At 63.4% G+C, this 19,692-nt stretch carries 12 protein-coding genes; 3 read left to right on the top strand and 9 right to left on the bottom strand.

Annotation, left to right across the window (positions count from 1 at the left end):
- Positions 1-25 precede the first annotated feature (25 nt).
- Positions 26-1,321 (bottom strand): histidine--tRNA ligase, encoded by a 1,296-nt coding sequence (hisS, locus tag HAHE_RS00175; protein ID WP_338687489.1) that lies wholly within the window; start codon positions 1,319-1,321, stop codon positions 26-28.
- Positions 1,322-1,449: 128 nt separating this feature from the next.
- Between hisS and recF the strand changes: the two genes are divergently transcribed.
- Positions 1,450-2,520 (top strand): DNA replication/repair protein RecF, encoded by a 1,071-nt coding sequence (gene recF, locus HAHE_RS00170; RefSeq protein ID WP_338687487.1) that lies wholly within the window; start codon positions 1,450-1,452, stop codon positions 2,518-2,520.
- A 90-nt stretch (positions 2,521-2,610) separates the two neighbouring features.
- On the opposite strand, the gene HAHE_RS00165 is transcribed toward recF, so the two are convergent.
- Complete coding sequence (locus HAHE_RS00165; RefSeq protein ID WP_338687485.1) at positions 2,611-2,985, bottom strand: WYL domain-containing protein; 375 nt, start codon at positions 2,983-2,985, stop codon at positions 2,611-2,613.
- Between the two features lie 87 nt (positions 2,986-3,072).
- Here HAHE_RS00165 and HAHE_RS00160 point away from each other — a divergent pair, with 87 nt between their 5' ends.
- On the top strand, positions 3,073-4,044 hold the full coding sequence (locus HAHE_RS00160) for a WYL domain-containing protein (RefSeq protein WP_338687483.1): 972 nt from the start codon (positions 3,073-3,075) through the stop codon (positions 4,042-4,044).
- Positions 4,045-4,104: 60 nt separating this feature from the next.
- Here the strand turns inward: HAHE_RS00160 and HAHE_RS00155 are convergent, their stop codons facing one another.
- Entirely contained in the window at positions 4,105-6,456 is a 2,352-nt protein-coding gene (locus HAHE_RS00155; RefSeq protein WP_338687481.1) for a choice-of-anchor D domain-containing protein, read from the bottom strand.
- A 232-nt stretch (positions 6,457-6,688) separates the two neighbouring features.
- Between HAHE_RS00155 and HAHE_RS00150 the strand changes: the two genes are divergently transcribed.
- Complete coding sequence (locus HAHE_RS00150; protein WP_338687480.1) at positions 6,689-7,708, top strand: helix-turn-helix domain-containing protein; 1,020 nt, start codon at positions 6,689-6,691, stop codon at positions 7,706-7,708.
- On the opposite strand, the gene HAHE_RS00145 is transcribed toward HAHE_RS00150, so the two are convergent.
- The 6 genes from HAHE_RS00145 to HAHE_RS00120 form a co-directional block, all read right to left on the bottom strand.
- Positions 7,682-8,434 carry a hypothetical protein gene (locus tag HAHE_RS00145; protein WP_338687479.1) on the bottom strand — a complete coding sequence of 251 codons (753 nt, stop codon included), beginning with the start codon at positions 8,432-8,434 and terminating at the stop codon, positions 7,682-7,684. The genes HAHE_RS00150 and HAHE_RS00145 overlap by 27 nt on opposite strands.
- Before the next feature lie 11 nt (positions 8,435-8,445).
- Complete coding sequence (locus HAHE_RS00140; protein ID WP_338687478.1) at positions 8,446-14,895, bottom strand: LamG-like jellyroll fold domain-containing protein; 6,450 nt, start codon at positions 14,893-14,895, stop codon at positions 8,446-8,448.
- Positions 14,896-15,113: 218 nt separating this feature from the next.
- Positions 15,114-16,388, bottom strand: coding sequence for a sensor histidine kinase (locus HAHE_RS00135; RefSeq protein WP_338687477.1), 1,275 nt, complete (start codon positions 16,386-16,388; stop codon positions 15,114-15,116).
- A complete protein-coding gene (locus HAHE_RS00130) occupies positions 16,381-17,067 on the bottom strand; it encodes a response regulator transcription factor (RefSeq protein WP_338687476.1) in 687 nt (228 codons plus the stop codon). The genes HAHE_RS00135 and HAHE_RS00130 overlap by 8 nt, the downstream gene beginning before the upstream one ends.
- A gap of 90 nt (positions 17,068-17,157) precedes the next feature.
- Positions 17,158-18,261: an Lrp/AsnC family transcriptional regulator gene (locus HAHE_RS00125; protein ID WP_338687475.1), complete on the bottom strand. Its 1,104-nt coding sequence runs from the start codon at positions 18,259-18,261 to the stop codon at positions 17,158-17,160.
- Positions 18,262-18,330: 69 nt separating this feature from the next.
- Positions 18,331-19,644, bottom strand: a complete 1,314-nt coding sequence (locus HAHE_RS00120; RefSeq protein ID WP_338687474.1) for a CCA tRNA nucleotidyltransferase — start codon at positions 19,642-19,644, stop codon at positions 18,331-18,333.
- Between the last annotated feature and the right edge of the window lie 48 nt (positions 19,645-19,692).

Below are 19,692 nucleotides of genomic sequence, written 5' to 3'. Positions count from 1 at the left end.
TGAAAAAATTCGTGCGGTCCCTGTCTCAGGCGAGCAGTGGGCCGTCGGGTTGCTGGAGGCGGTCGGTCAGCCAGTCGGCGAGACCGAGCACATGGCAGTTCTCTTCGGTGCGGGAGGCCAGTACCTTGAGCTTGAGCTCGGGAAGTTCGCTGCCGATCACCAGCGCGAAGCGGGCGCCGGTCTGCTCGGCCCGCTGGAACTGCTTGTTGATCTTCAGGCTGCCGAAAGGCATGTCGCAGGAGATGCCTGCCTCGCGGAGTTCGGTCATGATGCCGAGCGCGTCATTGCGCTTCGAGTCGTCGGCAAGGACAAGGTAGACGTCGCAACCGGCTTGCTGGCGCTGGAGCCAGACTTCCATCTGCATCAGCGCGTCGGTGGTTTCCTCGATGAAGTTGCGGATCACGTAGTCGCCCATCGCGAAGCCGGTGGCGGGGAGGTCGACGTTGCCGTCGGCGATCGTGGACACCAGCGTGTCGTAGCGGCCGCCGCCGGCGACGGCGCGCATCGACTTACCGCTGTCGAAGACTTCGAAGACGACACCGGTGTAGTAGGCCAGTCCGCGGACGATCGAGAGATCGAGTTCGACGAACCCGGCGAGTCCGCGGGCCTCGAGATCCTCACGGATCGTTTCGAACGCCAATGATGCGCTCTTCGGATCGGCGATGAACGAGGTGATCTGAGCGGTCTCTAGTCCGAACGAGGCGAGCTTTTCGGCGGTGACTTCCGGCTTCTCGCGTTCGAGCTTGTCGATGATCTGGAGAAAGTCGGGGATGCGTTCCTCGTCGATCGCGTGGCGGCCGGCGAAGTCGAGCCAGGCCTGGCGGTCGGACACACGCACAACGAAGTCGCCGGTGCGGAAACCGAATGCCCGCATCGTGTCGATCGACAGCGCGATCAGTTCGGCGTCGGCGCGTGGTCCGGCTTCACCGAGGATATCGACATTGAACTGGTAGAACTCCCGGCCGCGTCCCTTTTGCGGCTTCTCATAGCGGAAGCACTGGCCGATCTCGAACCACTTCAGCGGCTTGGGGAACTCGCGCTGGGAGGCGGCGGCCAGGCGGGCGAGCGAAGCCGTGACCTCCGGGCGCAGGCAGACGTCGCGGCCACCCTGGTCCTCGAAGCGGAACAGCTGCGAAGAAAGTTCGCCACCGGACTTCTTCAGGTAGAGGGCGGTGTCCTCGAGCACCGGAGTGTCATACTCGACGAAGCCGTAGGTCCGGGCGACCGACCGCCATGTTTCGAAGAGATAGTTCCGTACCGCGCACTCCCTCGGAGGGAAGTCGCGGAAGCCGGGAAGTGCTTGAAAACGTGGGGCTGCCATGGATCCGGGGGCGGTTGCCGGGAGCGGGCGGGGAGGATGCATGCCGCCGCAGGCATTTCAAGGCGGGATTGGCCGCGGGATTGGGCATTGCCGCTTGCCGTCGGCCGCGGGCAGTGTAGGGGGCAGCAATGCTTCGCAGTCTGCGTGTGGTCGATTTCCGCTGCTTCCCGGGCCTTGGCCTCGAAGTGCCGGATTCGGGCGCGGTTTTCACCGGCCGGAACGCGCAGGGCAAGACGTCAGTGCTGGAGGCGGTCTGCCTGCTGGTCCGGCTCCAGTCGCCAAGGACGAGTCGGATGGCAACCCTGGCCCGCGTCGGTGGTGCGGGCGGGTTCGGAGTCGCGGGCGAAGCGTGGGGAGCCGAGCGGCGGGTCGATTGGGCGCCACGGAGGCCGATGGGATATCGTTCGGATGGGGAGGAACGGAGCACCCAGGGGGCTTATCTCGAAGACGGTGGTCTGTTGGTTTGGATGGGGAACGAGGATCTCGATCTGGTGCGGGGCGGTGGTGAGTTGCGGCGCCGCTACCTCGACTTCATCGGGATGCAGGTGGAGCCGGCCTACCGGAGGGCGTTGGGTCGTTACCGGAGGGCCGTGAAGGCGAAGAATTTCCTTCTCAAGGACGCGCGACCGCGGGAGGCGGAGATCCGTTCCTACGAATCGGTGATGATCGAGTCGGCGGCAGTGCTGAGACCGGTTCGCTCGGATTTGGTGGCTCGGCTCGCTCCTGAGGTTGCACGGTATCAGTCGTCGATCGCCGGGCATGAGGAGGGAATCGAAGTGGTCTATGAGCCGGCGGGCGGCATGGATCTCGGCGTTGCCATCGAGCAGGCTGCCGAACGCGAGCGAAAGCAGAGGAGAACGCTGGTGGGACCCCACCGCGATGAATTGGTGCTCAAGATCAACGGTCTCGCCGCGGACAGCTTTGCCAGTGAAGGCCAGCAACGGACGCTCGCGCTGGCATTGAAGCTGGCCCAAGGGCAGGTGCTCGCGGATCGTCGGGGGACGCAGCCGGTTTGGCTGATCGATGACATCTTCGGTGAGCTCGATGTCGGCCGGCGCAATGCGGTGCTGCGGGCCTTGCCGCCAAATGCCCAGAAGTGGATCACGACCACCCACTTGGATTGGCTCGAGGCGTCTCCCGAGTTCCAGGAGCTCGCACGGTTCGCGGTGAAGGCGGGAACGGTCGCGGCGGAAGGGTAGCCCACAGCAAGGTGAAGTGCGTCCGGGTGAGGCAATGGCGTGGGCTCCGGGGCGCGGTCGGAGCCGCGCGGTCCTTTGTGCTCACGGCGCCTATCCGAGTCTCACTCGGTCGAGGCGGATCGTGCGGGTTTCGTTGCGCAAGGCGCAGCGGCCGACGGCATACACCGGTCCGCCGGACTCGAGGCGGTAGAGTGATACCGGAAGGAACCGGCGGAGAATTCCCGGAGTGCTCCCGCCTTGGTAGAAGAACGCGAGGGTCCGGCATTCGTGGATGGCCGTTTGGAAAGATGCCACCACCGGATCCCGGGTCGGACCGACCGGAAGTACCGGCGCGAGGGGCAGGGCCTTGGTTTCCGGGGCGGATCTCCGACCGCGGAGCTTGGGGCAGGAGGGAAGGATGCGGGTGAGGTTGTGGATCGGGTGAAGCAGGATCATTAAGCCATGGTGAACGAGGGGGTCGGACATCGGTGGGGTGACATTGGTTCTGGATCGATTGAACCGTTTTTGATGGAAGGAGCGGTGCAAGATTTCAGCCCATCAAGCGGCCCTCCGGTGAAGCACACGCGGCGGCCTTTCGAGCGGATGCACCGGATCCATCAGGCGATTCGCGATGGCCGCCTTCCCAATTGCAGCAGTCTCGCCGAGGAACTCGAGGTGACCCCGAAAACGGTGATGAGGGACATCACCTTCATGCGCGACAACTTCCGACTACCCTTGGTGTATGACGCCGAGCGTCACGGATACCGTTATGAGGGAGATGTCTCGGATTTCCCGAGTTTCGAAATCGGTGCCGAGGAGATCGCCGCGCTGTTCTTCACCCGTACGGCGCTGGAGTCGATCCGCGGCACGGAGCTTGCCGGGCGGTTGCGCGAAGCCTTTGGGAAGCTGACGCGGTCGATCGGTGACCGGGTGGCGCTGGATTGGGCGGACCTCGACGAGGCGTTCTCCCGCAAGGTGCCGAACATGCCCGCACGCGAGGTGAAGCTCTTCGGCGAGCTGGCCGACGCGGTGGTCCGTCAGCTGGGGATCGGTTTCCATTACCGCAAGCTCGGTGGAGACGCCGCGGAGACGAGAAAGGTGCGCCCGCTGCATCTCGGAGAAGTCGACGGCGGCTGGTATCTCATCGCGTTCGACGAAGTCAGGGAGGCGCTACGGACCTTTGCCCTGCCACGCATCACCCGGCTCAAGGTCGGGACGAAGCATTTTGACCGGCCGCCGGGTTTCGACGGGCGGGAGCACCTGCGACGAAGCTTCGGAATCTGGAGCGGCGAGGGGGAGTCGAGCGTGGTCCGGGTGATACTGAGCGATTACGCGGCGCGACTGGCGCAGGAGCGTCGGTGGCATCCGACCCAGGAGGTGAAAGTGCTCGATGCCAAGGGCGACCGGGTGGAGGTGAGCTTCGAAGCGGGAGCGCTCCAGGAAGTGGTGCGGTGGGTCCTGAGTTTCGGGAGCAAGGCGAAGGTGATCGCTCCGCGTGAACTGAAGAGCCTGGTCCGCGACGAGGTCAAAAAGATGGCGGGCTGAAGACAAAAGGAAACCCGCCGCGGCACGCTGCCGGGGCGGGTCGGAAAGCTTCGTTGCCGCTCAGGGATTCTGAGTCACGTTCAGTCGGGCGAAGACCTTCGGTTGGCCTGTCGGCAGCGTGTATTCGATTATGTTGCCCGCGGTGTCGGTCGCCACCGTGGCCCAGGGGTCGGTCACTCCAAGATCGTCGGACTCTTCGATTACCACCGTGATGTCGCCATTCGCCAGGGCGGTCGCATCGAGGTCGAAGCTCAGGGTGCCGGTCGCCGGGTCGAAGGTGTCGGCGAGAGTCTCGGTAACGCTCGGGCTCAGGCCGAGCGCGTATTCGACGAGCGCCGGGATGCCGTCCTTGTCGGTTGCGTCGTAGGTCGGATCGTTCGGGATGCCTTCACCCGTCGCCCAATCCGCAAAGCCGGCGGTGCCGGCGGTGACGGAAGCCGCCGAGATCAGGAAATTGTCGAAGCCGATGCTTCGCTGGGCTGCCGAGCCATTGGTACCGCCAGTAGAGACGGGGTCGAGAAGGAATGTCACGGGAACGGTCGCATTGCCGATGGTGCTCAGGTCCCAAGACAGACCGATTGGCAGGCTGAGGCCATCGCTGGTCGCCGCTCCGCTGCTTGTGCCGAGCGAGGTCCAAGTCGCTCCACCATCGGTCGAATAGTAGAGCGTCCAATCGGCAGCCGTGTTCGAACCGAGATTGGTGAACGCATAGGTGTCCACGAGGGCGATCCCGCCCGTGAAGTCGATCGAGCCTCCGCTGCCGAATGCTGCGACCGTCGTCGTGCTCCACGTCGATTCATCGTTCCCCCCCGCGGCAAGAGGTGTCTGGGCATCGCCTTCGCGGTTCGAGGACAGCCGGAGGAAGTTTCCTTCAAGTCCGCCAGTGAGGTCCCGGTTGGCGGCAGCCTGATTCGAAGCGCCGAGAGCGCCGTTGCCGGTGGCGGCATCGGTGAGGTCGCCGGTCGTCCAGTCCGTGGCTGCCGAGCCGTCGAGGTCGAGGGTGCTGCCGGAGAGCTCGGCAGGATCGAAGTCGAAACGGGCAACGATGGTTCCCGATGGTTCCACTCTGGCGGTGAGGGGAATCAGTTGGGTCGGAGTGAAGTAGTCGTCGGAATCAAGGAACAGGGTGGCGTTGAAACGTCCGACGTCACTGCTGGGATCGAAGCCGATCTCGATATCGGTACTGCCGCCCGCGGTAATGGTGAGTGGCAGCGGAGTAACAATCGAAAAGCCGGCGTCGCCGAGAATCTCACTGGTATCGGCGAGGGTCAGGCCGGCCGCTCCTCCTCCGAGGTTGCCGATCGTGAGGGTGGTCGTTTGCAGGCCGGGAGATGCCGGGAAAGAACCGAAATTGACGACGCTGGTGTCGACGTCGATGAGTGGGTCGGTGACCTCTCCGGTCAGGGTCAGCGTGACGCTCGGTTCGAGCGGATCGTTCGAAACGATCTCGAGATCCACCTCATAGGTGCCGGATCCGTTTGGAGTGAAGGGGAGTTCGATCGTGTCGGTGTTTCCTGGTGAAATGTCGGACGGCAGGATCGCGGGGCCGAAGTCGGCCGCGTCCGGACCCGTGAGATTGACCGCGCTGATGCTCAGGTTCTGGGTGCTGCCGTCATTGGTGATCGGGATCATGATGGCGACTCCCGAGCCGTCGTCGGTGAAGTCCGTGTCTCCCGGATCGTTGATGATTGGATCGCGGGTGGTGTTTACGGTCGCTTCGACCGTGAGATCGTCGATGAAGCCGGCACGCTGCGACTGTACGCCGTTGGTGCTGGCTCCTGCCGCGGGTTCGACGTCCAGTTTGAAGTAGACCTGTCCCGCTTGGGACTGCAGGTCGACAACGCCGGTCAGATCGAAACTGATGGTGGCGGTGGCGGTGGTCGAAGTGGTGATGATCGGAGCGTCTCCGGGATTGGTGCCTGCCGCGACGGTCGCAACCGGCGTGAAGACGGATCCGTCGAGGCTGTAGAGAAGCGTGTAGTCGTAGGCCGTCGTACCACCGATCCCGGAGAAGACGCCCGCGGTGAGGCTCAGCGACGTGAATTCAAGGTCACTCAGTGCGTTCGGTGTCAGATCGAAAGTGAAATCGGTATCAACGGGCGAGTAGATCGAGAATCCGGCGGCCGGATTGATGCCGCGGCCGCTCCACCCGATCGCCGGGTTGCCGCCGTTGTTCAACGGGTCACCAAACTCCGGATTGATCGTGCCAACGGGAACACTGGCGTCGTCGCCATGGGTCGACGGACTCGTGAGGTCGGAGGCAACGCTGTTGGGTTCGGCGTCGATGCTGGGGCTGAGGAAGGTCTCAGCGACTTCGGGATTGTCGTCGGTGATGGTCGCGAGATCGTAGTTCGCGACGATCTCCGCGTTGGCGAGGGGCCACGCAAGAAGGAGGGCAGCGGTGTTTTTCATGCATGGGCATGGGAGCAACCGGTGCCCGGTTTGTCTTTGCACTCTTGCGTTGTTTGTTTTGGATATCGCGCAGCGGCTGAGCAATCGCTACGCAATCCGCAAAGTGCTAATGAAACGGACGATTGGGGTTTTGATGGATTTCTTTGTGCCCGGGCTGGTTGAGGGCGCGGGAGCCTTCGCGAGAGAGCACGGATTGATCATCGATCCCCGTTGGGCCGTGCGTGCGGATTGGATGCCTGATCAACCCGGCTGGGATGCGGTGCTCGTGAATATCGTCGATCACGACGAGTCTTTGGGCCGGGTGGCGAGCCTGCGGATCCCAATGGTGAATATGAACCAGAGGACCGAGCATATCTTCCCGAAAGCGCTTTTCGACTATGCGTCATGTGCCGCACCGGTGGTCGAGGAATTTGTCCGCCTTGGGTTGGAGAGGGTTGCTGTCGTCGACTGGCCGACGGATCCCGTCGAGCGTCACGCCCGGAAAGGGCTCCTCGTGGAAGCGAGAAAAAGTGCGCTGACCGTGGTTCCGATCGAGGGCTGGGTGTCGGGTTACAAGCTCGGCGAGTCGGCGGAGCGGTTGGTGGATGCTTTGGGCTCTCTGGGCGAAGGTGTCGGGTTTTTCTGCGCCCATGCGGGGTTGGTCTATTCAATGATGAAGGTGATGGACCGCCGCGACCTGCGAATTCCGGTGATCGTGATCGACAAGGACGTGCAGAGGACAGCGGAGATGTCGCCGATTCCGCTCACCGCCGTGGTCCCGGATTTCTGGCAGCAAGGTTACGAGGCGGCGCGCTTGGCTTACGAGATGCTCGAAGGGCGTCTCGAACCCGGTCGCCGCAAAGTGGTTCGTTCGAAGTTCTGCCAGCTGGTGCGGAGGGAGAGTACCGGAAGTCTCACGACAAAGGATCCAGCCGTGGTGAAAGCGCTTCACGGGATTCAGGAGAGCGATCTTTCGATCCTGTCGGTGGACGCGGTGGTGCGCTACGTTGGCGTCTCGCGCCGAACGCTTGAGCAGCGTTTCAAGAGGGAAACCCGCACGACCTTGCACCAGGCGATCCTCAACCGGCAGATGGACGATGCGACCCGTCTGCTGATCGCCGGAGACATGACGGTCAGCGAAGTGGCCGACGCCTGCGGGTTCTCATCGGTCCATTACTTCTCCTCCGCTTACAAGCGGGAGCGGGGTGTCACGCCGGGCAGTATTCGGCGGACGGGTGCCGGTGGCTCAGGAGGTTCGGGGGCGGCCGGTTGACCGGCGTCGGCGTGTGACGGCGAACAAGGCACCGACGAGGGCAAGCGAGGCGACCCCCGGTTCGGGGATCGCGCCGATAAGGATCGGGTCGGTGTCGTAGGCCCAGTCGTGGATGGTGCCCGGGGTGCCGTCGTCGGTGAGCGTGACCCTCATCCAGCCGTTGTAGGTGGTCCCGCCATTGTCGAGGACGAAGGCGATGTAGCCCTCGGTGCCGCTTTGGAACTGGAAGGCGTTGGAACCGACATGGTTGGTTGCCGAACTGCCGCTGCTGTCTCCCGATCCACCGTAGCTCGGGGTAGTCAGCGGATTGGAGCCGCCGGCCGGAAGCGGTGGATCGCCAGGTGCCGGTGCGGTTGCCGTGCCGCCGTCGATGTAAGTGTTCAGTCCGAGATTGTGGATCGGCGAGAGGATGTCCGCGGCGTCGTCACGGTAGGGGTTGAACGTCGGGCTGTGGGCGATGCCGAGACCGCCGAAGAAGAAGTTCACATCCCACTCGGCGGGTTCGCTGTAGCTGATGGTGAAGGTGTCTCCGGCAGGGTCGGCGGTGCCACTCGAGGGTGACGGCTCGGTGGCGGTTTCCGTGATGATATCCAGATACACACCGTCGAAAGTCGTCGGTATCGGGATGTCCTGGATGCCGCTGTAGACCACGGCCGCCCACGCCTTGGTGGCGAGAGCCAATATCATCGGCAGAAGCCGCGCCGAATGGATGATGGAGGATTTCATCGGTGGTTGCATCAGCTTGCCGGATCCACTTTGAGTCGGAAGAATCGCGCCTTCTTGCCATCCGGAAGCAGGAAGGGGTAGGGGACGGACACAACCTCGTAGTCTCCATCAACGGTGGAATCGGCGAGCACGGTCGGCGTGTCGGTGCTGTCATACCAAGTGTTGAGGTCCGAACTGAATTGTGCCGTGTAGATGAAGCTCCCCGGCACGCCATGGTCGTCGCGACGCATGTAAACCGCTTCGAAGGTCAGGCTGGGCGAGAACTCGATGTTGATAATCGGGCGACCGTTGACCGTGCCGTCCAAGGCGAGGTCGACATTGTCCGGAGTTCCGGGATCGGTGCCGAAGGCGCGCTCAAGGAAGTCGCTCAGGTTGTCGCTATCGGTGTCGGTGCCCTCGTCCGCAACGATGCCGACGAAGGTCAGCGTTCCTGCGACCGGGACCGTGCCCGACTCGCCTCCGTCTTCGATGCCGATGGCGACATCGACCGGGCTGGTGCCGTTGGGCACGAAGGTTGTGTTGGCGATCAACCCGTTGATCCGGTCTTCGCTTCCGGTCGCCGTCCAGACGCCGGTGCCGCCGTCGTAGCTCGCGCCATCGGGTGCGGTCAGGTCGCCTTCCGCGATGTTGACGGTCAGTGTGGCGGTGAGGGATTCGGGTGTCAGACCGCTTCCCTGCGGGCGCCCTTCGAACCAGAGCTCGCCGTATTCGACCGTGCCGGCCAACGCGGTGAACAGCCCGGCCTCGAAATCGGCGTTGGTTCCGGTGTCTTGAAGGGCTCCGCGATTTCCTGCGGAATTGATTTCTCCGAAGGTCACCGTGTCGCTTCCGCTCCAATTGTTCTCCGCGACGCGGTCGGTAAGCAGCACGATCGTCGCTGCCGACCCGTTGATCGTGAAGTCAACCGCATCGAGGGAGAACACGATGCCGATCTCGGTCGGGACGTCGGCTGGTAGCGCGGATCCGGACAAGGGAACGCAGATTTTCTTGCCGAGCCAACTGATGTCGTTGCGGCTGTCCGGAGCGGTGGAACCGCTGCCGTTCATCGAAGCGACGAAGTGCGGGATCCCGTCGAGGAGGTAGATTCCATTGCCGTTGGAGGTGCCGCCGTTTTCGTAAACCGAAACCCTCGCTCCCGGCGCCAGATCGGCGGCATCGGGTGTGAAGACGAGCGCGACCGAGAAGCCGTTGTTGTGGTTCGCCGGGTCGGAGATGGTGGCCGAGACCGCTCCCGTCGTCGAGTATTCGGATGCCACCGTAGACGCTACCGGGGAGTCTCCGTTCGGGTCGGCCACCGACGGCGGCGTGAACATGCCGGCTTCGGCGGAACCCGCGAGGTATTCGAAGGTCTGGGTCAGTCCCGTCCCGACGACCTGCTGGTTCGACTCCAAGCCAACCACCGTGATGGAGACGGTGGTCGGTGAGGCGGCATCGACGCCGTTGATGTCCTGCACCAGGTAGGTGAATGTATCGACAAGATCGGGGTCGTTGAGGGTCAACGCCTCGAAGGCTCCGGTCGGATCGTAGGCGAAGGTTCCGTCGGCTTGCATCGTCACCGTTCCTCCGAGGTCGGTGGCAACGGAAATGCCGACATTCGCCCCGGCCCCCTGGACTTCCGAGACGACAAGGGTCGCGGTTTCTCCGGCGTCGGCATCCGTATCGTTGGCCAGCACGCTGCTGCCCTCAAGGGGACGGTTCTCGTTGGTAGTGCCGCCGTTGTCGGCAAGCCCGACCGGCAGGTCGTTGGCTCCTTCGATCGTGACGGTGACCGTGGCGGTCGAAAGGGTGCCCCCGTCGTCGATCGTGTAGCTGATCGTTTCGGTGATCGATTCGCCGTTCTTCAGCGCCTGGAAGGCGGGCGCCGGGGTGTAGCTGAGGGTCGTGCCATCGGTCGTCACGGTTCCGAAGGTGACCGTCGGAACAGCGTCGGGACCGGGAAGTTCGACGACGTCAAAGTCCCAATTGAACGAGTCGCTGGTGGCGGTTCCGTCGGGCGAGAGCGCGATGTAGATCGTTTCGCCTTGGTTGACGAGGCCGATGGCGCCGTCGAAGTCGCTGGTTGCCCCTCCAGCGACCGGGACGTTGATCACTTCGGAGGCTTCGACAAACACCAGGGCTCGGACGCCGGTGCCTGTGGTCGGATGGACCACCGAGTTCGCAATGCCGTAGTAGCCGGTGCTGGGAACGGTGTAGGCGACAATGACCGCGCGGTCTTCATCGTTGCCGTTTCCGCCATCATTGGTCGCGCCTGCCCCCGGATGGCCGAGGCCCGAAGGGAGGAGGGTGCCGTAGGCTGCCGGACTGTTGTTGGTGTTGTCCTCGTCGCCGTCGGGTGACCACTCGCTGTCGGTCCAGACCAGCAATTCGTAGTCAGCGATGGATCCGAGCGCACCCCCGGTGGCCGTGGTGGATGCCGGATCGTTAAGAAGATCCCAGTCCGTCGGCGCATTCCACATCAGACGCCAGCCGTAGCCGTTCACATCGGTGAAGTCGGCGGGGTCACCGGGGGTCGCCGATGCCGCGGCAGTCGTCATGACATCGGTGAAGGTCCCCTTGACCTCTTGGAAGAGGACCGTTGCGGATCCGGCATCGAGATCGTTCGCACGCACGTCGAGCGAGGTGGCGCCGTCGTCTTCCGAAAGCGTGAAGTCATCATCGACGGCGAGGAAGCTTCCGACGCCGGTCACATCGACGGTCACAGTTGCGGTTGTGGTGCCGCCGTTATCGTCGCTGATGGTGTAGGTGAAGGTGTCCTGAACGACATTTCCGTCGGGGATGTCCGAGTTGAGGGATGTCGCGTCATAGGAGATCGAGCGGTCGGCGTTGAGTGTCACGGTCGCGCCGAGAGCGGTGGTGACCGGGCTGCCGGCGCCGATGCTCAGGATCGGGCGCACGACGGCGTCGTAGTTCGCTTCGATTTGCGCGAGGCTGAGTTTGATCGGGTAGATCCGGGTGATGCCGATCTGGCCGATGAACGGATCCGGATCTTCCCCGAGCGCAGCGGTGCCGGTGTATTCGCCGATGCCTGAATTGTCGGTTCCCGCCCAGTCATTGGCGGAGCCGTTCGTGTTGGTGTCGCTGGCTTTGACGCTGTTGTCGAAGCTGGCCGGATTGCTGTTCAGGTAGAGCTCGATGCTGTCGTTGTTGCCGGAGCTGTCCTTGTCATAGACGGCAACCAGCTGGTTGAACTCGCCGGGCACGACACCGGTCGCGGTCGCTTGAATTCGCGCGGTGGTGTCATCGCCTCCGTCGACAGTGAAGACCAGTTCATTGAGGTCGGCGTTGTAGATGATGGACAGCCCGTTTCCGCTGCCGCCCGAGTCGACCAGGATCTGGTTGCCTGTCTGCAGCGGCTGGGGCTGGAACCAGATCTCGAAGGTCGCGTCATCGGTGGAGATCGGATCGAGCGAGGCGAAGACACCGGCGCCGTTCTGGAGCGCCGCGCCCACCGCACCGAAGTTCGATGCGAGGTTGGGCGGGCTGACGATCACTCCGCCGGACAAGGCAAGGTCGTAGGTCGAGCCGCCGGAGCCGGTATTGGGGATGGTCGCTCCCGAGGCGGTTGCGGGATCGATGGTGAAATAGGCGCCGGGTGTTCCCAAGGGCGGCTGGTCATTGCCAACAATGAAGTTCGCCGGGATCTCCGTCACGATCAGTTCGGTCGCCGCCACCGTGTCATCGATGGCGTCGGTCACGCCCTCGACGACGACTTCAACCGTCGCGGTGTTGGTCGCGCCGTTGCCGTCGGTGACCTGATACTCGAACGTGTCGGTCGTGGTCTGGCCACCGACCAGGCTCTCGAAACTGCCGTTCGGATCGTAGGTGAAGTCTCCGGTGGCGGAGGTGATGGTCACGATCGCGCCCGAAGCGAGCGTGGCGGGGTTGCCTAGGGTGACGAGCGATCCGGTTCCGTCGATGGCGCCGGTCACCGCGATCGGGTCGCCGTCGACATCCGTATCATTCGCGACCGCCTCGAAGTTCTGGCGGATCTCGGCTTCACCGAGCGCGCGGTCATAGAGACGGAAGGCGAACACCGAGCCGTTGAGGTGGGTGTCATAGGCGGTTCCCGATCCGGGGTTGGCAAAGCCGGCATGATTGGCGCCTTCGAAGTGGCCGAGGCCGGCATCGTCGCCGCCGTCCCAGTCGGTGGTCGTGTTGGCGGTGGTGGCGACCATCTGGCCGTTCACGAACAGGTAACTGCGTTGGTTTCCGATGTCGTGGGTCAGCGCGACCTGGAAGAACTCGGCATCGGGAGCAAAGCCGCCCATGACGCCGGCCGGGTCGTTGACGAGATCGTAGGTGATCTCAAAAAGGTTGTTGCCGTTGGCGGCGCGAAGGATGCCGGCGCTGTCGACGACGATGCCGACTCCGGTGCCGCCACCGGTTTCGAAAAGGGTGTTGTTCTGGGTGTTGTAGGAGGCGCCGAGCTTGGTCCAGATCTCGATCGTGGCATCGTTCGAGTCGACCGTTCCGTTGCCGAAGATGTCGTTGGGGCTGTCGTTGCGCAGCACGGCGGTGGCATTCGTCGTGCCGTCCCATTCGTAGGCTTGCGTGATCTGGGCCCGGGTGCTGGTGACCGACGGGTTGTGGGTCACGCCACTGCCGAGGATCCAGTCCGCCTCCTCGCCTCCACCGGTGCCGAGGTTGCTCCAGACGTCATCGCTACTGGACTCGCGCGCGTCGTGATTGAAGAGCGGGCGGGCATCGACCCTGGTATCGGTGCTGCCGATGATGGTCACTTCTCCGAGCGAGAGCACGCTGCCGTCGGAAGCGTTCGCATCCGCAAGATCGGCGGTCCGGGTGACCACGACGGTCTGTCCCGCAACGGGACTTCCGCTATTGCCGGCCACGAAGTCGACGAAGAGGATGCCGCCGGAGTTGCCCGAGAAACCTTCGGCATTGGCGGGGTTGAGAAGAGCTGAGGTGAAAACGGTGGCGCCACCTGCATCCTCGACGGTTACGGTGATGTCCCGGAGGCGCTCGCCGCAGCAGTCGGGTCGGTTATAAAGAGTGATGTTCTCAAGAGAGACTGCCGTTCCAAAATCGATTTCCCACGAATGGTTGACGGAATTGTTGAAGGACTCGGTGTGGGTGAAGGTCGATGGGTCGCCATCGAAGGCGTTTTCTGGAAAGCCGTTGCCCGGCGGTGTTCCGACGCTTGGCGATTGCGATGCCGTGACGGTCGCGAGGCCCGCACGGGTAAGATCGCTACCGGAAGGAAGTTCGATGGTGGTGAAGATTCCGTCGTTGAGCGTCAGGTCCACCGTGCTGACGTAGGCGGGACCATCCTCGAACGGGCCGTCTCCGATGAAGTCGCCGGTCGCATCCGGAGCGTCATTTGCTCCGTCGACACCGACGGTTACGGTTGCGGTATCCGTGGCGGCGGTCGTGTAGGCGTCCCGGTTGGTGATGACCTCGGCGTCGGAGAGAACGGTGCCTTGGTAGAAATTCATGGTCGCGATTTGTCCTTGGAATCGCACATAGGTGGTTTCGATCGGGCCCGTTCCCGAAACGTCCCCCCCGATGTCGCCACCTGCTCCTCCGCCCAAGCCGGCGGCGTCTCCTCCGCTCCAGTTGGTCAGTCCCGTGTTGGACGAGTCATCGGCAACGACAACTCCGTCCAAGTAGATCCGGACTCGGTCGGCCGAACCACCCGCTGTGTCGAGGTCGCCGGTGACGACCACATGGTGCCAGGTATCTGCGACGTAGGTGGCAATGAGACCGTCCGACCGGATCTCGATAGATTCCGGATTCGTGACGGAGAAGTAGTAACTGATGGTGCCGTCGCTGTTCAGAAGGATGCTGCTGCCAATCGTGGCGCCTCCTGTTTCGAACAGGACCTGATCGGCAAGAGCGTCCGCCTTGAACCAGAACTCGAAGGTGAAGTCCGCGGTGTTTCCGACGCCGCTGAAGGAGCTACGGGTCGCGTTGGTTCCGGCGAAAGTGTAGGCCTTCTGGATCGGTAGCGGTCGACTGGTTCCAGTCGCTGCGTCGAGCGACGGCAGGGCCGTCCAGCTCAGCGTGTTGACGCCGGTGTTGGCGGCGAACTGCTGGCTTGGTGCGACGGCGGTCGCCGGCAATTCGAAGATGCTGTAGTCGAAGGTATCCTCGAGCGACTCGCCGGATGCGAGCGCCTGCGCATCGCCGCTGGTGGTCGGGTCGTAGGTGAACTCTCCCAGCGTTCCCGTAAGATCCTGCATCGGCACCAGCACGCCGTCTCCGGAGATGATGATGCCCGGAAGCACATCGAAGGTGCCGGTGTCGTTCGAGGTCGCGGGTGTTCCGGAAACGGTCGCTGTGTCCTCATCTGTGGTCTCGAACGGACTTCCTGGCGAGCCGTCGTCGTTGGCAACGATTTGGCCGAACGCGGTTGCAGGGGCAAGGGCGAGAGCAGCGAAACAGAGAGGCAGGTAGGCGCTTGGGCGAGAGGTGCGGGCACACCTCCCCTGAGGGTTTTTCATGGGTTTTGGCAGGGTTCTTTTGAGCAGTGAAATCTACCGCCGGGGGCAGTAGGGGAACTACAAAAAGTCCCATGAAACGCAATGTGTCAAACCGCAACTGCCATGCAGATCTCGGTCAGCAGTCCCGTGGCCTGAGTCCGTAATATTACGCAAAAGGCGCGCTTCGATGACATCAGAGGATGCTGTCTGCCGCTCGGCGGTTGGCCGAGGCAATGGCGTCAAGCCGACGCTTGCTCGTGGTTTTCCGGCGAGGTTTCCAGCCCTATGAGCTTCTCGGCGTCCTTCGGAATCTCGATGGTGAACCGGGTATCCTCACCCGGGATCGAGGTCACTCGGATCGATCCACCGTGAGCCTCGATCGCGCGCTTGACGATCGAGAGCCCGAGGCCGGTACCCTTGATTTCCTCTTGGGAGTGGTGCTTCTCGACCCGGTAAAAACGCCGGAAGATGTGCGGCAGGTCATTGCTCGGGATGCCGATGCCGTCGTCGGAAACCCATAGGGTTGTTCCTCCGTCGTTGCGGGTGCATCCGATGGTGACCTTCAGCCCCTTCCGGGGGTTCTGCTTGAGGGCGTTTTCGACGAGGTTGAACAGGACCTGCGTCCAGTAGAAGCGGTCGCCGTTGAGGCTTAGTTCCTCATCAGGCATCTCGACCTTGATGGTCGCTTCCTGGCTGCTGATCATCGACTCCAGACGTTCGAGCACATCCTGGATGCACGAGCGGATACGGAACGGCTTCACCTTGAGGGCGGCGGCCTCACCGGATTCGAGTCGCGAGATGACCAGCATGTCCTCCACGATCCGGGCGATCCGTTCGGTGTGCTTCCTCATAATCTTGAGGAATCGCCGGGTCAGTTCGGGGTCGCTGACCAGTTCATCGTCGAGCAGGTTTTCGAGGTAGCCGTTGATGATGGCCAGTGGCGTCCGAAGCTCGTGCGACGCGTTGGCCACGAAGTCTTTCCGGATCTGCTCGGCTTTGTGTTCGCTGGTCACGTCGCGGATCACGACCCGGATTTCCGGATCGTCGTCAGGGGTTTCCGAAATGCGGGCGGCGTCGACCACCCAAGCGTTGACGCCGCGCTGCTCGAGGCGGCCGAGCGGGGACGACTGCTGCGGGAGTACGACACGTGCCGTAACTGGGTTTCCCGTTTCAAGGCAATCGAGAACCGAACTCGCCAGGCGTCGGTCGAGGAAGACCTCCGAAACGGTCCGGTTGAGGATGGTCCGGTCGGGGAACATCGCGGAGGCGGACTTGTTGGCGAAGATGATGCGGGACTCGGAATCGACGAGGAGGAAGGCTTCGGCCAGCGCGTCGAGAAGCTGGTTGCGCTCCTTGCGGGCCTGCTGGAGGTCGAGGTCGAGCCTGAGTTTCCAGGCTGCCACTTCCTGTTGGAAATCCTGACGTGCACGGCGGAGTCGGAGGGCGACCAGGGTGAGGGCGACGAGGGCGGCGGCGGCGGCAAGGACCGCGAGGGTGACAAAGGGGTCAGACATTCTCCGTCGGTGTCACACGGTAGCCAATGCCGCGGACCGTTTCAACCCGGTCTGCGTGGGTTCCGAGCTTCTGTCGGAGACGCTTCATGTGGGTGTCGAGCGTGCGGGAGTGCACGTCGTCGCTGTATCCCCAGACCGTGCGCAGCAGGTCGTTGCGGTCCTGGGCCTTGCCGGCCCGCTCGGTGAGGTAGAGGAGGAGTTTGAACTCGGTGGAGGTCAGGTCGACGGGCTCGCCATCGAGGTAGAACTTGAGGTCGTTCTTGTTGAACTTGAAGGGGCCGTGCTGGACGGTGACGGCTCCCGGGGTGCCGTCCGACCGCTTGAGCACAGCCTGCACGCGGAGCATGAGTTCCTTGGGGGAGAAGGGTTTGGTGAGGTAGTCGTCGGCCCCTGCCTCGAGTCCCTGAATGCGGTCCTCGGTCTGCGCCCGGGCGGTAAGCATGATGACCGGGATGTCGCGGCTGCGGGCGTCGCGCCGGATCTCCTTGAATACCGCGTAGCCGTCCTTGCCCGGAAGCATCAGGTCGAGCACCACGAGGTCGGGTTGTTCATGGATCGCCATGCTCGCGCCGGTGATCCCGTCATGGGCTTTCAGGACGGAGTATCCTGCCCGCTCGAGATTGAATCCGATCAGGTCGGTGATGTCCCGCTCGTCCTCGACAATCAGAATGCGCTGCATGTTGAGGTGGGGGGTAGTTCGTTTTGGTCACCTTAAGAACCGGAGGCGGGTGACAAAATCGTGACCTGTCCCGTCCGGTCGGAAGCCGTGTCAGGTCGCGTGCCGGCGGTGCCAGTCGCGATACACCGCGGGCGAGATTTCGGACGGCTTGATTTCCGACCGCCCGCCCCAGAAGACATTGGTGTAGCTGACCGGAATGCCTTGGGCCTCGAGGTGGGCGTCGATCGCCGCCTTGTGCGCGAGCACGGTTTCCTTCTCAGTGCCGTGGACCACGCCCATGACATTGACGTCTCCGAACTGCGGTCCGCCTTCGCGCCAGTAGCAGTGGGTCATGCAGTAGTGACGTCCGACTTCGCCGCCGGCCTCGATCTCGCGGCCCTTCGGTACGGCCCAGTGGAAGAGTCCGTTGAAACGGGTGACCCTCTCGCCGGTGGCGGACGGCTTGACGTGCTCAAGGAAAGTCGAGAAGCGGCCAATGACCTTCTTCTCGTTGAGGGTTCGCGCGATCTCGCAAAAGCGCTCGACACTCATCTCCGCCTTGGCGGCACGGCCGTTCCAGGGATTGGCGACGATCTCGTCCGGCTCGAGCTCCTCCTTGAGAATCAGAAGCACCTTCCACTCCTCGTCCGTCAGATCGACCGGAGTGGTCGTCATCATGACCGCCGGGCTGTCGGCCTTCTCCCCGGGCGGCAGGCCCTTGCGGCGGACGTGGCCGACGCCGAGAGCAAAGACGCCATTGGCGGGCATGAGCAGGTATTCGTCGGCACCGACGATGCGCTTGAGTACGGTGGCATGGTCGTCGAGTGACTCGCCAACCGGCACCTTGAGGGTCGTCCAGAGCCGGTAGCCGGAGCCGGAGACCTCGGTGTCAGTCGACCGAATCACGACGTGTCCGGAGAACGGGTCTTCCTTGGCCATGAACTCGAACGCGTCGTTGAGCTTCTCTTCCGGCAGTCGCCACGCCACGAGGGCGCCGTGGGCCAGTTTGGTGGCGAGCATCGTTTGCCGTACGCGACGGATCACGCCCGCTTCGAGCATCGCGCGGATCCGCTCCAGCACGGTCTCGAGGTCGGTGTCGCTCTTTTCCGCGATCAGGTGGAAAGGGTGCTCGTGGAAGCCGGCGACGAGGTCTTCGGAAATCGAGAGGATGCGGGCGTTGATCGGGTCGGTGTGTTCGACAGGAACCGTAGGCATGCCGGGACGCTAAGGGCAGGATTGCAGGGTCGCCACGCGGAAATTGCGCGAATCTCCGCGCTCCCGACACTAGCGCGCGGCCTCGCGCAGCCAGTCCAGCGCGGCCTCCCGGGTCGTCAGGCGGCCTTCCAGTTGCTCGGTTTGCGCGGCTTCCAGCAGCTCCTTGAAGCGCGGTCCCGGCTTGAGCCCGAGGTCAATCAGGTCGCGGCCATTGACCAGCGGGGGCGGCACCAGCGGCTCGGAGGCGAACTCCTCGCCTTTCTCGATCAGGAATTCCAGATTGTCGGTGAAGCCGTTGGACGACGCGCAGTCGACCCGGTGGAGCTCGAGTTCGAGAGGGAAGGTCGGCGCGGCCATGAAACGTTTCAGCTTCGCCGTGCGCATCTGCTGGACGTTCATGAACTGCATGTGGCGCGAGACCATGAACTCGACGTCCTCGATGACCTGGTTCGGATACTTCAGGCGGCGCAGGATGTCGTGAGCCATTCGCGCACCCAGCGCGTCGTGGCCATTGAAGCGGATCCGGTCGGCCCCCTCGTCGAAGGTGCGGGTCGGCGGCTTCGCGATGTCGTGCAGCAGTACCGAGAGGCACAGCTCGAGCGGCGCATCGTCCGGCAGCAGGTCGAGCATGATCCGGGTGTGGATGTAAACGTCGCCCTCCGGGTGCCACTCGGGGGGCTGGTCGCAGCCGATGAGATCGAGGACTTCGGGGAAGAAAACCTTGGCGAGTCCCGAGTCGACGAGGAGTTCGAGGCCTCGAGCTCGTTTCGGGGCGACGATGAGCCGGGAGAACTCATCGCGGATTCTTTCGGGCGAGATGCGTCGTAGGCCTTCGGCGTGAAGGACGATCGCCTGCCAAGTCGTGGGTTCGATATCGAAATCGAGCGTGGTCGCGAAACGGATCGCCCGCAGCAGCCGCAGCGCGTCTTCCTCGAAACGGTCGGCCGCTTCGCCGATTGCCCGAAGGGTTTTCGCCTGAAGGTCGCTACGGCCGCCGACGTAGTCGATGATCTCGCCGCTCGGAGGATCCTCGAACAGGCCGTTGATGGTGAAGTCACGGCGGCGCGCGTCCTCTTCGGGTGTCGAGAATTCGACCGAGTCGGGGCGGCGGCCGTCACCGTAGGATCCATCGGTTCGGAAAGTTGCGATCTCGGTGTGGAAGCCGTGGTGGCGGACGATGATCACGCCGAAGTGCGCGCCGACCTCGTTCGAGCCGGGGAAGAGCTCGAGGATCTGGCGGGGCGTCGCCGAGGTCGCGATGTCGTAGTCCTTCGGTTCACGGCCGAGGAGCCGGTCGCGGACGCAGCCGCCGGCGAAGTACGCCGTGTGCCCGGCCCGGGATAGCCGGGCGGCAAGATCGGCGGCGGCGTCGCGTGCGGTCACGGGGAAAAACTGGAGCGGGGCGGGGGAAAGGTCGATTCCGGATCGCGG

Source organism: Haloferula helveola, assembly GCF_037076345.1.
In the GTDB taxonomy this organism is placed as follows: Bacteria; Verrucomicrobiota; Verrucomicrobiia; order Verrucomicrobiales; family Akkermansiaceae; genus Haloferula; species Haloferula helveola.
The sequence above is the reverse complement of the archived record's forward strand: the minus strand, read 5'-3'. Positions and strand labels throughout refer to the sequence as shown.